The 14,007-nt window shown below is 39.8% G+C and carries 13 protein-coding genes; 6 read left to right on the top strand and 7 right to left on the bottom strand.

Annotation, left to right across the window (positions count from 1 at the left end):
* Positions 1 to 15: 15 nt before the first annotated feature.
* Positions 16 to 183, bottom strand: coding sequence for a hypothetical protein (locus CALSC_RS26690; RefSeq protein ID WP_159460667.1), 168 nt, complete (start codon positions 181 to 183; stop codon positions 16 to 18).
* 43 nt (positions 184 to 226) lie between these two features.
* A complete protein-coding gene (locus CALSC_RS22175; protein ID WP_088243424.1) occupies positions 227 to 2,137 on the bottom strand; it encodes a serine/threonine protein kinase in 1,911 nt (636 codons plus the stop codon).
* 168 nt (positions 2,138 to 2,305) lie between these two features.
* Here CALSC_RS22175 and CALSC_RS22170 point away from each other — a divergent pair, with 168 nt between their 5' ends.
* Positions 2,306 to 2,797: a hypothetical protein gene (locus tag CALSC_RS22170; protein WP_088243425.1), complete on the top strand. Its 492-nt coding sequence runs from the start codon at positions 2,306 to 2,308 to the stop codon at positions 2,795 to 2,797.
* A 249-nt stretch (positions 2,798 to 3,046) separates the two neighbouring features.
* Here the strand turns inward: CALSC_RS22170 and CALSC_RS22165 are convergent, their stop codons facing one another.
* Together CALSC_RS22165 and CALSC_RS22160 are read right to left on the bottom strand one after the other, a co-directional pair.
* The gene (locus CALSC_RS22165) at positions 3,047 to 3,826 is read right to left on the bottom strand and encodes an SDR family oxidoreductase (RefSeq protein WP_088243423.1); all 780 of its coding nucleotides are present in this window, start codon (positions 3,824 to 3,826) and stop codon (positions 3,047 to 3,049) included.
* 136 nt (positions 3,827 to 3,962) lie between these two features.
* Positions 3,963 to 4,772: a hypothetical protein gene (locus CALSC_RS22160; protein ID WP_088243422.1), complete on the bottom strand. Its 810-nt coding sequence runs from the start codon at positions 4,770 to 4,772 to the stop codon at positions 3,963 to 3,965.
* 96 nt (positions 4,773 to 4,868) lie between these two features.
* Here CALSC_RS22160 and murG point away from each other — a divergent pair, with 96 nt between their 5' ends.
* Together murG and CALSC_RS22150 are read left to right on the top strand one after the other, a co-directional pair.
* The gene (murG, locus tag CALSC_RS22155) at positions 4,869 to 5,942 is read left to right on the top strand and encodes an undecaprenyldiphospho-muramoylpentapeptide beta-N-acetylglucosaminyltransferase (RefSeq protein WP_088243421.1); all 1,074 of its coding nucleotides are present in this window, start codon (positions 4,869 to 4,871) and stop codon (positions 5,940 to 5,942) included.
* Positions 5,943 to 5,957: 15 nt separating this feature from the next.
* Complete coding sequence (locus CALSC_RS22150; protein ID WP_088243420.1) at positions 5,958 to 6,413, top strand: hypothetical protein; 456 nt, start codon at positions 5,958 to 5,960, stop codon at positions 6,411 to 6,413.
* 126 nt (positions 6,414 to 6,539) lie between these two features.
* On the opposite strand, the gene thrC is transcribed toward CALSC_RS22150, so the two are convergent.
* The gene (thrC, locus tag CALSC_RS22145) at positions 6,540 to 7,637 is read right to left on the bottom strand and encodes a threonine synthase (protein ID WP_088243419.1); all 1,098 of its coding nucleotides are present in this window, start codon (positions 7,635 to 7,637) and stop codon (positions 6,540 to 6,542) included.
* 274 nt (positions 7,638 to 7,911) lie between these two features.
* Here thrC and CALSC_RS27100 point away from each other — a divergent pair, with 274 nt between their 5' ends.
* Positions 7,912 to 8,085: a hypothetical protein gene (locus tag CALSC_RS27100; protein ID WP_200817719.1), complete on the top strand. Its 174-nt coding sequence runs from the start codon at positions 7,912 to 7,914 to the stop codon at positions 8,083 to 8,085.
* A 385-nt stretch (positions 8,086 to 8,470) separates the two neighbouring features.
* Here the strand turns inward: CALSC_RS27100 and CALSC_RS27095 are convergent, their stop codons facing one another.
* Positions 8,471 to 10,900, bottom strand: coding sequence for a hypothetical protein (locus tag CALSC_RS27095; RefSeq protein ID WP_200817718.1), 2,430 nt, complete (start codon positions 10,898 to 10,900; stop codon positions 8,471 to 8,473).
* A gap of 377 nt (positions 10,901 to 11,277) precedes the next feature.
* The gene (locus tag CALSC_RS22135) at positions 11,278 to 12,015 is read right to left on the bottom strand and encodes a RibD family protein (RefSeq protein WP_088243418.1); all 738 of its coding nucleotides are present in this window, start codon (positions 12,013 to 12,015) and stop codon (positions 11,278 to 11,280) included.
* A 293-nt stretch (positions 12,016 to 12,308) separates the two neighbouring features.
* On the opposite strand from CALSC_RS22135, the gene CALSC_RS22125 reads away from it, so the two are divergent.
* Together CALSC_RS22125 and CALSC_RS28080 are read left to right on the top strand one after the other, a co-directional pair.
* A complete protein-coding gene (locus CALSC_RS22125) occupies positions 12,309 to 13,754 on the top strand; it encodes a histidine kinase dimerization/phospho-acceptor domain-containing protein (protein WP_327331703.1) in 1,446 nt (481 codons plus the stop codon).
* Positions 13,755 to 13,765: 11 nt separating this feature from the next.
* The gene (locus CALSC_RS28080; protein ID WP_327331708.1) at positions 13,766 to 13,999 is read left to right on the top strand and encodes an ATP-binding protein; all 234 of its coding nucleotides are present in this window, start codon (positions 13,766 to 13,768) and stop codon (positions 13,997 to 13,999) included.
* The last annotated feature ends 8 nt before the right edge of the window (positions 14,000 to 14,007 follow it).

The following is a 14,007-nucleotide window of genomic DNA, read 5'->3' as shown; positions in this document are numbered from 1 at the left end:
GTATCTGGGTAACAGCTAATCAGAAGCGAAACAACAAGGCTTTAGCCTTGTTGTTTCGCTTCTGATTAGAATCTCATCGCCTTCAGGCAGAGGAGCAGTCAAATGCAAGTTGTCTACACTAACATTAATACTGCGATCGCCGTCATCTACTCCCTCCAGAACATCACTCCTCCTCCAGTCCATAGAGAAACTATCAATTACACAAGCATAATTTAAGTAACAAAATTTAATTATCAGTATTTTTACTATCTTCTATAGTATTTTTATTTTCTTGGATAGATCGTTTTAAAAGTTTTTCGATGAAATTTTTTCGCCTGTTGACAGCTTTGTCACTTGAAGATTGCTGTTGAGTAATACTATCAGCAGCTTCTTTTAACAAAGGTTCTATTTTATTCCGCCAGTATTTGATATCAGGTAACTTTTCTGGATGTTTTTGGTAATCTTTAACCCTTTCCCATTGCCCATCATCCAGAGCTTTATTAATATCATTAAATAGAGCTTCTGCTTTTTTCCAATCTTTTTGCCATTGGGACATAGCTGCCGCAGCTTCCTTGAAATCAGCAGCTTTTTTGGGGATAGACCTTAACAAAGCGATCGCTTCTCGAAAATTCCCTGATTCATATTTTTCCTTTGCTTGCTCAAAAATTTTCGTAGATGATTCACTGGAGTTAAGTAATGAAGGGTTCGGAGACGGTTTAACAACAGTTGTCGTTGTAGTTTTTTGAACTTGTGGTTGGCTCTGAACTACTGCACGTTCACGAACCAAGCCTTTTTCATCTACAGTTTTAATTGCTACTCCCCGATCGCGCAAACAAGAAACCCACTTTTCCTGATTTTTAATTACATCTGCATGTGCCCAAGCCACAACTCCAGAGCCTATTTTAAGCTGTACCCATTGATTTTTGGTGCGTTTGCCTGTAACATCAAACTTTGTATCATTAGTAACAGTCTTAATAATATTGTCAGGGTACAGGGCAGTAGGCTCATTACGAATATAAGAATTAGCAATAATGACTGCTGAGCAAGTTTTACTCACACGCTCCTTACGAGGAAAGCTAGCAGCTATATTTTTCACCTGATTTACTACTGTGGGGGTAATAGCTGCTGCACCACCTGCTAAACCAATTAAAATTAAGAATTGTAAAAAATCGAAACGATGTGGATTTTGAGAAACTGGAGGGGGATTAGTCACAGCCAGTTGACCACCCTCTGAATTTGCCGGTGCTAAGGCTAGGGTTTTTTGTTGTGAATGGGGGGATTTTCCGGATCGCGGTACAATTGCTGAAACTTGAGGGAACTCAGGGGGTGACAAAAATGTACACAAGGGCTGTAAAGCTTCTAATGCTTGGCTAGCACTTTGGTAACGGTCTTTAAAATGATAATGCACCATTTTAGTTAAGATTGCCCCCAAATCTTTGTTGACCGACACCAAATGTTGCCAGATAATTTCTCCGGTATTAGGATCTTCTTGTAAGTCTATTGGTGAAACTCCCGTCAATGCCTGAATCGCAATCATCCCCAAGGCATAAAGATCGCTATTAGGGCGGGGTTTTCCTTGCCCTTGTTCTGTAGGCATATAACCAGGAGTGCCAATGGCAACTGTTGCCATAGAATAGTTCCTGTGTGATTGATGGGAACTGCGTAGTTGTTTTACTGCCCCAAAATCAACCAAAACTAATTTATTGTCGCTAGCACGACGGATGATATTATCTGGTTTAATATCACGGTGAATTACTTCATGGCTGTGGACAACCTTGAGAATTGCCAATACTTCCTGTAATAGGTGAATAACTTGAACTTCACTCCAAACTTTTCCAGGAACTAGTTCTTCACTCAGGGGATGTCCCTCAATAAATTCTTGTACCAAGTAAAACTCTTGGTATTCGACAAAATAAGCTAGTAACCGAGGAATATGGTCGTAATTACCCAGTTTTTCTAATGTTTCTGCTTCACTATTGAACAAACGCTTGGCAGTAGCAAAAATTTTGTCATCGGGGCTGGAGGGTTTAAGATGCTTGACTACACAGATAGGATTACCTGGACGCTTGGTATCTTGGGCAATGTATGTTTCACCAAATCCTCCGGTAGCTAGGATTCTAATTAATTTATAGCGATAATCTAGTATCTTGCCGATCATATTCTTTCCCCAGTGTTAACACCCACGGTCAATGGATGGTAATAATAAATATCTCCATGTTTTCCTCAATAAAATCCGCTAGTTTGAGAAAATATTTGCACGAATACAGTGACTTTTGCGTCAAAACCAATTGTTAATTTTTCTTTCAATATCCTAAATTTAGTCCCAATGCTACCTAGAATTACTAACTCAGTTGCATGGCAGCAAGCTGAAATGCTGATGCAACCAGCCTTTATTCGCTTGATTGATAATATTCGTAAACTGCTAGATGTATCTGCTTGGAAGGGAACATACAAGGATGTATTAATGTGGCCAGAGGGGGTAGATAGTGAGACTCAAGCTTTTGTGACTCAACTGTTACAATCATTAGAATCTGCCACACCAGAAAAAGCAGAACAAATTAGGGAGCATCTTGGCACTTTACCAATGCCCCATCCAGGATATCATTTATGCCTACAACGTCAAGAGCAACAAGTAATTGTGGATCTCTGGGACTTATGTTATCGAGTATGCTTTTGTGACTATTACCCAGGAGATGAGCAGGTTGATATTGATATGGATTTAATTGATGAAAATGGTGAAGTGGATTGGTTGCGTTTGGATTTGAAAGCCAAGGCTTTGGTTGAGAAGCTGTTTGCTAATTTACCAACTGAAAAATAAATCACCAGGGCGAAGGAACTTGCCAATAATCACATGATAGTTGTAATTAATAGGAATTAATTACAGTCAAGTGTGGGTGATTGCCTATCGCTCTGGTGCTTCTATGGCGGAAACTCCCGCCAAAAGGATAAAAGTAAAGGGTTTCGTTAGAATATATGATCTATTCTCGCTTTATCGTATAAACACATACTTTTTTGCCCCATATTTGGGAAGTCTTTTCATGTTTCATCGCCAGATATATGATTTATTTTAAGTCCGACGATTGACTAAGGTAGCACTAGCTTGATCCGTGGGAACTAAAAGCACTTCACTAATATTCATACGGTTTGGTCGAGTGACGCAGAAAAACACCACATCAGCCACATCTTCTGGTGTTAGGGGTGTAAGTCCCTGGTAAACCTTTTTTGCTCTTTCCCTATCCCCATGAAAACGGACATCGCTAAATTCCGTCTCTACCATCCCTGGATCGACAGAAGTGACTCGCACGGGTGTTCCTAGCAAATCTTGTTTTAATCCCTCAGAAATAGCTCTCACAGCCGCCTTAGTAGCACAATAAACATTACCACCAGGGTAGGTTTGATGTCCGGCGATGGAGCCGATATTAACCACATGGCCGCGATCGCGTTTTACCATACCTGGAACAATGTAACGGGTAAGATATAGTAAGCCCTTAACATTAGTATCAATCATTTCCTCCCAATCCTGGAAATCACCCTCATGGAGTTTGTCTAAACCGCGACTTAATCCAGCGTTGTTGACCAGGATATCTATATTGCACCATTGGCTAGATAGTTGAGAAATAGCAGATTCCACCGCCGAGCGATCGCGTACATCTAGCTGCAATAAATGTATCTCTAGAGAGTTCCCGTAGCTCGTTATAAGTTCATCCGCCAATTGCTGTAAACGTTCATACCGCCTAGCCGCTAATATTAGCTTCGCGCCAGCACCAGCAAAAATATGGGCACAAGCAGCACCAATACCACTGCTTGCACCAGTAATTAAAACAATTTGATTTTGTAGAGACACCATGACAGTTGACGGTTGACAGTTGACAGTTGATGGTTAGGGAGTTGTTAGTTAGGGGTTGGTAGTTAATGGTTGATAGTTAGTTATTTCATCTCCCCACACTTCCCATACTTCCCACACTTCTTTCCCTCCTTCCCTCTTATTTAACTACTCGCAGACGTTGAGTAACCATAGTCATACCATTACCCCGCATCACCACTGCGGATATCCATTTATCCCCAGGGGTAGAGGGTGCGCGTCCAACTTTAAACAGTCCGCCAGCTTTGAGTAATTCCAACTCTACCTTAGAAGGATTTAGGTATTTGACTGCTTGGATGGGTTCTTCCATTGCTTTACCTAAGAGATAATCGTCTCCTAAAGGTTCTTGAACAATGGCATCAAAATTATATGATTGACCTACTTTTACCTGCTTGGGTAACTTAATATCTACTTGGGGTGGTTTAATCCCAGAAGTAATTTCAGTTCGTTCCGACAAAACTTCTTGGCGGGTAATTTTATTCCCTGTCAGCCGTTGACGGGAGACAATTGTAGCTTTCAAAGCTAATTTATCTTTATTGGAAGATGGCAAACCACTAATTTTTGTGATTGTTTCAGCAATAATAGAATTACCTTCTGACTTCCAAGATTTTAGCTGTGTACTATATCTCAATTTGGGATATCGTTTCCAGAACTTGCTTAAAGCCTGTTCCATCGTTTGACGATTTAAACCATCCCCATGAGTAAATACCGGACTATAGAACTGCATTACCCCTTTGACATCACCTTTACTTGCTGCTGCATCAATTTGCGTCAGCATAGTTTTTAATTGGGGAGGAGCACTATTAGGTGTTTTGGCTGAAACAGGTTTACCCAGACCAACTAACCCAAATGTGATGAGAAACAAAATTAACCAGCGATTCATAAGTAATTTAGATGAACGTTTCAGTAGTAAGGTAATAAAGTTAAACATTGGTAATTATTCTTGAGATGGCAATTTGGCTACATAAGGTTGGTAAATTGTTTTATCTTACTTAATAAACCAGAGAGTCCGAGCAATATAGGTTTGATGGCAAACGCACCAATAAAATTATTAATAGCTGCTAGTGGTACTGGTGGACATTTGTTTCCAGCGATCGCACTGGCACAAGAGTTATCAGATTATGACATTGAATGGTTGGGTGTACCTAATCGATTAGAAACTCAATTAGTTCCTCACCAGTATAAATTGAATACGATTGCCGTGGCAGGGTTCCAAGAAAAACTGGGATTAGGTACCTTTAGGGTTTTGTCTGGACTGATTGGTTCAGTGTTTCAAGTCCGCAAGCTATTGCAACAGGGCAAGTTTCAAGGAGTGCTGACCACTGGGGGCTATATTGCTGCTCCAGCTCTCATTGCTGCCAAGACTTTAGGAATACCTATAATTTTCCATGAGGCTAATGCCCTACCTGGTAAGGTAACACGGTTTTTTAGCCCTTGGTGTGATGCTGTGGCTGTGGGATTTAACGCTGCTGCTCAACACTTACCCAATACCCGGACAATTTACACTAGTACTCCTGTACGCTCACAGTTCCTAGATCCGAGCTATGTTGACAGTTTAGATTTACCAGTGCCGGACAATGTGCCTTTAATTGTAGTTTTCGGCGGTAGTCAAGGGGCAGTTGCTGTCAACAAGTTAGTACGTCAGTGTGGGCCAGCATGGTTTGCGGCCGGTGCTTATGTAGTACATTTAACTGGAAATAACGATCCAGAAGCCCACAGTCTCCAGCATTCTCAATATATTTGTCTACCGTTCTACGATAATATGGCAGCTCTATTACAGCGCGCTAATTTAGCTATTAGTCGGGCTGGTGCGGGTAGTTTAACTGAATTAGCGGTGTGTGGAACCCCAGCTATTTTAATTCCTTACCCCTTTGCCGCCGAAGACCATCAGACTTATAATGCACGCGTTTTTACTGAAGTTGAAGCTGGCTTTTGTTACAAACAATCGGAGCTAAACCCTGAAATTTTGCAGAATCAGGTATTAAGTTTATTAAATAACACCCAAGAGTTAAAACAAATGGGGGAAAAAGCTAGAGAAATTGCCCTTACAGATAGTGCCCAAAAGTTAGCGCAGTTGGTACGAGAAGTGGTGGAAAGGTGAGGAAGTTCTATTATTATGGGTCAGGATTTAACACAACAATGGTTAACAGAAATACAAGCACTGAAACAACAGCTTGTGGAATTGCGACAAGAACGGGATAAAGCCTGGGAAAGTGCGGAAAAGTGGCGTAAATTATACAATACGGAATCCGAACAACGACGCAGTGATTCTCAACTATCACAACAAACCATCGCATCTTTAAAGTTGGAAATTCAGCAGATGCGAGGGATTGATGAAGAACTAATCAATGAAGCTACTATAGATGAAGCTATACAGCAAGAAATAGCTAATTTAGATTCTGTAGAAAAGTTGCAAAGCAAATTAATTGCCACCCTCCAAGAACAGGAGCGACTACTACAAGCATTAAAAACAGAACAAGAAAACCATGCTCAAACCCGCAAAAATCTGACCACAGCTCTTGGTGATGCCATTGATGGATTAACCAAGGAACGGGCTGTGGTGAGGGAGTGAGGGAGTGAGTGAAAGAGTGAAAGAATCAAAGAGGGAAGGAGTATAGATACAAAGTAGCTTACTGCAGAGTAGAAAATATTTTTAGCTACCAACTACCAACTATCAACCATCAACTCTCTAACTTACTCAAAATCCCATGGCTTTGGCTACTGTTTCAATTTCTGGAGTAATTCCCTGTTTGATTTGACTATTGCTGTGTTTTATGGCGGTGTCTGGATCTTTCAAACCATTGCCTGTAAGCACACAAACTACTGTTGCTCCTGTAGGTATTTGGTCTTTTACCTTTAACATCCCTGCAACAGAAATAGCACTGGCGGGTTCGCAAAAAACCCCTTCTTCTGATGCCAAAATCCGATAGGCATCCAATATTTCTGCATCGGTAATAGCGCGAAAATTTCCTTCACTGGCATCTTTCGCAGCAATCGCTTTTTCCCAACTTGCGGGATTACCAATTCTAATGGCTGTGGCGATAGTTTCTGGTTCTAATACTCGTTTCCCATGTACTAAAGGTGCTGCACCGGCGGCTTGAAATCCCATCATTTTGGGCAAGCGATCGCATTTTCCTGTTTGATGATACTGACAAAAACCCATCCAATAGGCACTAATGTTACCAGCATTGCCCACGGGTATACATAGCCAGTCGGGAGCATTCCCCAAAACATCAACTATTTCAAATGCTCCTGTTTTTTGCCCTTCTAAGCGGTAAGGATTTACTGAATTCACTAAGGTAATGGGGTAGTTTTCTGCCATTTGACGAACCAGCTCTAAAGCCCGGTCAAAATTTCCTTTGATTGCTAAAACTTCTGCCCCATAAAGTAAAGCTTGGGCTAATTTACCCAGAGCCACATATCCATCAGGTATTAAGACAAAGGGACGCATACCTCCTCGTCTGGCATAGGCGGCGGCGGCGGCTGAGGTATTACCAGTACTGGCGCAAATCACGGCTTTTGCCCCAGCTTCCTTGGCTTTGGAAACTGCCATAGTCATTCCCCTATCTTTGAAGCTACCAGTAGGGTTTAGACCATCATATTTTACATATACCCTCACTTGCCTACCGATGCGCTCTGCTAGAGCAGGAGCAGCTATTAAAGGGGTATTACCTTCCAATAAGGTCACAACTGGAGTTTCTTCACTGACGGGCAAATATTCACGATAGGCTTCTATAAGTCCAGGCCAAGGTTGGCAGTGGGATTGGGATTTATCAGCAGGCAGGCTCAATGTCACGGGATGTATAAAATCTATTAGCTCGAACTGACGATGCACTTATCTAAGATATCATCAGGGACTGCCAATGTAGTCATTTAGGATATTTTCTAAATAGTAAATTTGCAAATTCACCGTTGGTTTGGAACAAAAATTTTCCCTTTGCTGTCAGGTCTGTACACAAATGCAAATCAGTGATATGAGCAAAAAAAATGTTATATTTGTTCACAAATCTTTAAGAGTAAGTTAGGATATAACGTTTAATGGTGCGAGTAAATTTGTGGAGCTATTAAAAATGTCAACATCATCTACTGTTTCCCATCGCTCTTCCCAAACAGTTGAACCCAAGAAAGCAAACAAGTGCGTTTATCAAGTAGATCAGCAAGTTAAGTTTATTCATTTACAAGCAGAAGTGGATTGCTTATTACATCAGTTACAAAACTTAGCAAATCAGAAACACGATAATTAGCTTACAATAGAAGGATTAAGCGAAGTTTAAGGTTCGTTGATTTAAAATACATTTTTTCTCATTTGTTTTAGGTGTTCTAAATAAAAAAAATATTCCCAAATTTCTTGCGGTGCAGGTACCTTAACTGCTAATCATGTCAAGGATAGGCAGGATGCAAATCCAACAAGAATTGGTCATATTTTTTGTGAATTTCTCTTAGCAAGCCCTAACCTTAATCAATAGACAGGTTAGGATGCTTGTCATAAATATGCAAATTGTAAACTTTTGTAATGGGAATGTAAACCTCAACACAAAACAATCATCCCCTAGGAAATATGGTATGAAAGGGGTTAGGGGTTTAGTCAAGACTTTGGAACTAGGCATAAATAACTTCAATCAGCCTAGACTATTCAAAACGCTGATTTTTTTCAGACCAACGCTGAAGGGTATATTTTTGGCGATTCTCCACTAATAATACAGAATAACTTGTGGTGGGTAATTTAGCGATCGCCGTTAATATCTGCAAATTATTGGGTTTAAATTCGGAGTAAATCACTTTACCATTGTCTGAGAATATCAGAGTCCGGAGTTGTTTGCTGGTTTTTGTCTGGTTCTGAGAGTTGGCTTGCTTCCAAATATTAATTACTTCTGGAGGAATTGTTACTATTATTTCATCCCTATTGTCATTGGTAACATCTAAAATTTGTACGGGTAAATTTGCTAGTTGTTGGCGCAGTTGTGAAAGATGGGGATTTATGTCTGGGGAGATATCACCGGATGTTTGTAGTAAGCGCCAAATCCTTTGTATCATCGCTTCTGCTTTTTCTGGTTGTTGCTGATACAGAAGCTCAAAATTCATGGGAGATGGCTGCACCCATTCCAATGCTCCATGAGTCATAGCTAAGGGTTGCAGTTGATGATTAACATTGCCATTTTCTGACTCGGTGGTAGTTGTGGTGGTGGCTAATAGAGTTAATACACCATTTTGTAATTTTACAGCCTTCAAACTAGCGATCGTATTCTGTTGTTGTTTGTTTGGTAGCCAGGTAATAATGTCGATGGTTGAATTAGGTTGAATCCCCAGTTTTTTTTGCAAGTATTGGCTAGGAGAATCTGAGGGTAATTTCAAATTTTCAAAAGGCAAATATCGCCATTTTTCGCCATCATGAAAGGCTATAACCTCTATTTCCGACCAAATTTGATTTTTTTTGGGTACTAAGTCTTCTTTACTATCCAGGGGTAGCCATGCTGAACCTTTCACAGCGACATTTTTTTTGGCTGTACCCACAATTCGACTAGGATGGGTGGAATTAACTTGTGTGGAAAAAACTTCACCATTAAGTTGTGCTAACAGCCTTTTAACCTGGCTACGGGTTGATGAAGTTACCTGAGATTGTTTATTTAACCAGGAATTGGCCTTTTTTTCCCCTGCTTGGGCTGCTAGAATTAGTGCTCCCCAGATTTGGACTTCCGCTCTTTTGGGATTAACTTTCAAGGCTGCTTGGGTACGCTTCCACAATCTACCCCCATCAGCTTTTAATAAATTAGCTATTTCTTGAGAATTTTGAGGTGACTTTGTAAATGTTTGTAAAGCTTTTTCCCAACGGCCATCGATCACATATGCTAATACTTGTTGACTGGGAGCAGCCCAATTTTTATCTGCTTGCACCTTGGTAAGTTTTGAGTGTAAACGAATTAAATCAACTTGTTGTTGAGCCGCCCCAGGGAGTAATCCTTGACGTTGTTTTTTTATAAATTGTAACCATTGCCAAGCAGGTGTCCACAATCCACTGCGAGCAATAACTAAAGCCTTTTCATAACCCCCATCACCCATAGCTGGTTGTTCCAGGGTAATTTCTTGGAGCTGGAAGGGATTGAGAAATAACTTAATAGGTTTTAGTTGATAAACCTTGAGTAGTGGTTCTAAGCCAATGGTTTGTTCTACTACTAGTTCCTTTTCTTTGTCACCTGTTATCTGTTGCCATTGGGGTAATTTCCCTGAAGGACTAGTCCAAGACAACATTTGCTGGAGGCGATCGCGTTGGGGATTGTAAAATACAATATGTCCGTAGGCAATCCCCTTGGTTCCTTGCTGTCGTTTACCCTGTAAATAAAACCAGAACCCGGAAGATGGAGCACCATGTTGATAAAGTCCCACTTTACTTAAAGGTAAAGAAATATTACTACTTTGGTTTACCCTTTCAGCCTCACTTAAGGGAGCTGTGACAAAAGATTCTTCTGGCCCTACAATTGGTAATTTAGTTACCAAATAGTAATACTTTGCTGATTGGGATTGCCATTCCACCTCTTGAGCTTGTTGATAAATCCTCAGTTCAGTAATTTGTTCGCAATTTGACTGACAGTTAGGGTGACGGCGCAACACTGGTAATAGAAAAGATTTTTGGGAATTTTTGCCTTGACTATTCACAGGAATAGTTTCCCCAATTTGTAACTTTTGTTGCTTGAGATTAGTTGTAATTTCTGTCAGGGTTTGGGGAGGTTCTCCACGAGATAAAGAAACACGTGCCCACACTGGTAACAATTGATTCAGCCACCCCAAGTCCGAGGGATTAAATATAAATAAAATACTTACCCAAGCCAGACTAACTAACACACCACCACTAGCTAGCAAAAATGCGATCGCTACTGTCTGAGAAATAAATTTGCGGTCATTTTGTGTAGATTTAGCTTTTTGATCGTTATTATATTTTTTTCCCTTAATTTTAATTACTCTTCGTTGTACTTTTTTCACCTTTTGATTGCCAGTGGAAGAATAATAACGGTGTATTGGTTTTTTATATGGTTTTGGGGATGAATTAGGGGAGGGGTTGGCCATAGAACTTTTCAGTATAAATAATGGCTTTTTATTTATTTTCCTATTCTTTTATACTCCCATGCACTCAAATATGACCAGCACATCAGTCAAGAAGAGACGGGGAGACGGGGAAAGAGAGAGACGCGGAGACACATCCCGCTCCGCGTCCCTGCGTTATCCGGTTGAAGAGTTATGCTGGTGTGAAATGCAACAATTGGATTTTCTATGACATACATCACCCAGAAAACCCTGCTTTGCCGTTCTTTCCCGCCCTGCAATGAATTGCGGGCTAATAAACCAAGTACGTTCAAACGTACTGAAATACTTGTTACATCGGAATGATTGGTCATAACCCCCAACCAATTCGCCCACAATATCATTTATTCGTGTAAGCTCCCCTACTCCCTACTCCCCTGCTCCCTGCTCCCCTGCCTCTTCCTGACACGGTAATTTAAGAATACTTCTTGCTCAACTTGATTTATGGTCAATAACTCTAAACGTGGTGCTAGCTGTGATAAAAATCCCTGACCTTCAACTGGTGTAGGTGCAGTCTTACCACCTAAAATTAATGGACAAATTGTCAGCCATAATTCATCAATTAAATCTAATTCCATCATCTCCCCTACTAAAATACCCCCTCCTAACACTGCTAAATGTGCTATACCGAGAGTGGCTAAATGTGTTAGTGCTGCTGCAATATCGATTTTGCCCATTCGTGTTTCTAACACCAGTATTTTGTCAAAAGTTATCTGGGAGGAATTATCTATAACTTGGCATTGCTTCCAAACATCTGCTCCCATAGAGGAAGTTAACAACCACCGGGGAACGGGTTGGGAAAAAAAACGACTTTCCGGATCTATTTGAGCCGATTTTGAAACTACAATATGAATTGGCTGTAGTGGTTGACCCCTCTGTTCTCTTTGTTGCAGCAATTTTGGATTGGATATAGTCAATGTTGTATTATAAGCCCGGAGGGTTCCAGCACCAAATAACACAGCATCAGCAGCAGCTATACGCTGTTGTAAATGCATTTTATCTGTCTGAGAACCGAATCTAGCTGGCGATCGCATGAAATCTGCTATTTTGCCATCTGCACTCATTGCCAATACCACTGTTGTATGAGGACGATTGAACATGAAAGTATGCCAAATCCTATTTGTTTAACAATAAACCTGAGGTTTCAGTATATTAATGTAGCAATTAATGTTAGCTGCCCATCTAATTTACTCAGTAGACCTAGGTATTTAAAGCAGGATGCAATTATTAATAATGATTATACTTTGATGACAATTAAAAGTAATTCTTATGATTTAACTAAATATCTACGACAAACCAATTTAATTGCATATTGTGGTTGTTATGGTTTGCATTATGCCAAGAGAGACTGGTGATGTCTAAATCGCGTCAATCATCCTTTCGGAAAATTTTAATGTCGAGAATCTTACTAACATTTTTGCCAGTGTTATTGGTAGGAGAAATTCTCGCTTTAAATAAGGCTCGTTCAACTCTTTTGGCAACTGCTAGACGAAATTTAACAGCAAGTGCTATTTCTCGGAGAGAGCAAATTTTAGCAGCAATCACATCTCTGAAAAGTAGTTTACAACTTGCTAGTCAAACAAGCATATTACAGAAAGGTTCACCTGCCGAAATCGAGGAATTTCTGATTCAATTAAGTAGACAATTACCTAGCCAGATTAAGTGTACTCAGTTGACAGATATACGCAATGGTGATCTGATTACTAGTACATGTAGTGATAAACCTATTGCCCAGTTACAATTACCTTTATCTGGTGAGAGCTTCCAGCTCGCAACTGTATTAAATCCTCAACCAGGAGTTACGGGTATAAGCAATCAAAATAGTCAATTACAGCTATTACTGTCTGTACCTGTATATAACTCCGCAGGAGAATTACTCTATGGTTTAAGTGTGCAATCGGTTGTTTATCAGGAAATACAGGGAAAGCCTGATTCTCTTATGGGAAATACCATCATCATTGCTGAAGATGGTACTATTTTGGCTCATCCTCAACTCCAAAGAGTCGGAAAGAATATCGCCACACCTACAAATAATGCTGCAATTCAAAAAATTATTAAAAATGCGCTGATAGAGTCAGAAGTAGAAGAAAAAGAACCGATTAACTTACGCTTGCAGTCAGACAGTGAATTTATCATAGGTTATGCAGCAATTCCCAACATTGCCAATATACAACCACAACAGCAATGGATTATTATCACCTTTACTAGCTTAGATAATGCTCTATTAAGTTTAGAAGAAATTAAACTCGTTTTGATTGTGTTGGCGGTGGGTTTAATAGGTGCGAGTTTGTTAACATCACTATATTTGGCTCCATATCTAGCTCGCCCGGTAGAAAAATTACGTGATTATGCCTTGAACCTAAATCTCAATCTAGAGAATCAAGGTATAGAATCAATTCCTGATGATTTAGAAATTAGGGAATTTAACCAATTAGCTCAAGCAATAAACCAAATGGTTGAAAGGCTGAAATCTTGGGCAGAAGAATTAGAATTAGCTTGGAAAGAAGCAAAAACTGCAAATCAAGTCAAAAGTCAATTTTTAGCAACTACTTCCCATGAATTGAGAAATCCTCTCAATATTATTATTAATTGCATACGTTTGGTTACAGATGGGTTATGTGATAACCGAGAAGAAGAAATGGATTTTCTTCAACGTGCAGATGAGACAGCTATCCATTTATTAGGAATTATTAATGATATCCTAGATATATCGAAGATAGAAGCTGGAAAACTTGCAGTTATTAAAGAACCGATGGATCTGCGAAAATTATTGCTGGAAATAATTAATTTGCAGTCAGTTAATATTCAAAAAAAGGTTTACAATTACAATGTCAATTAGTTGATCAAGAAATACCTGTCAATGCAGATCCAGCTAAACTGAAACAGGTAATTATTAACGTTATTGGCAATGCAACAAAATTTACAGAAAATGGAAGCATTACTGTAAGTACAGAAATTCAACCCTCTAATACGGAAAAATCTTGCGTAGTTGTCACAATCAAAGATACAGGTATTGGTATTGATCCTAGTCAACAAAGTAAATTATTTCGCCCATTTGTTATGGTAGATGATCCTTCTAAGTAAGTCGGCAC

The organism is Calothrix rhizosoleniae SC01, assembly GCF_900185595.1.
Lineage (GTDB): Bacteria > Cyanobacteriota > Cyanobacteriia > Cyanobacteriales > Nostocaceae > Calothrix_A > Calothrix_A rhizosoleniae.
The sequence above is the reverse complement of the archived record's forward strand: the minus strand, read 5'-3'. Positions and strand labels throughout refer to the sequence as shown.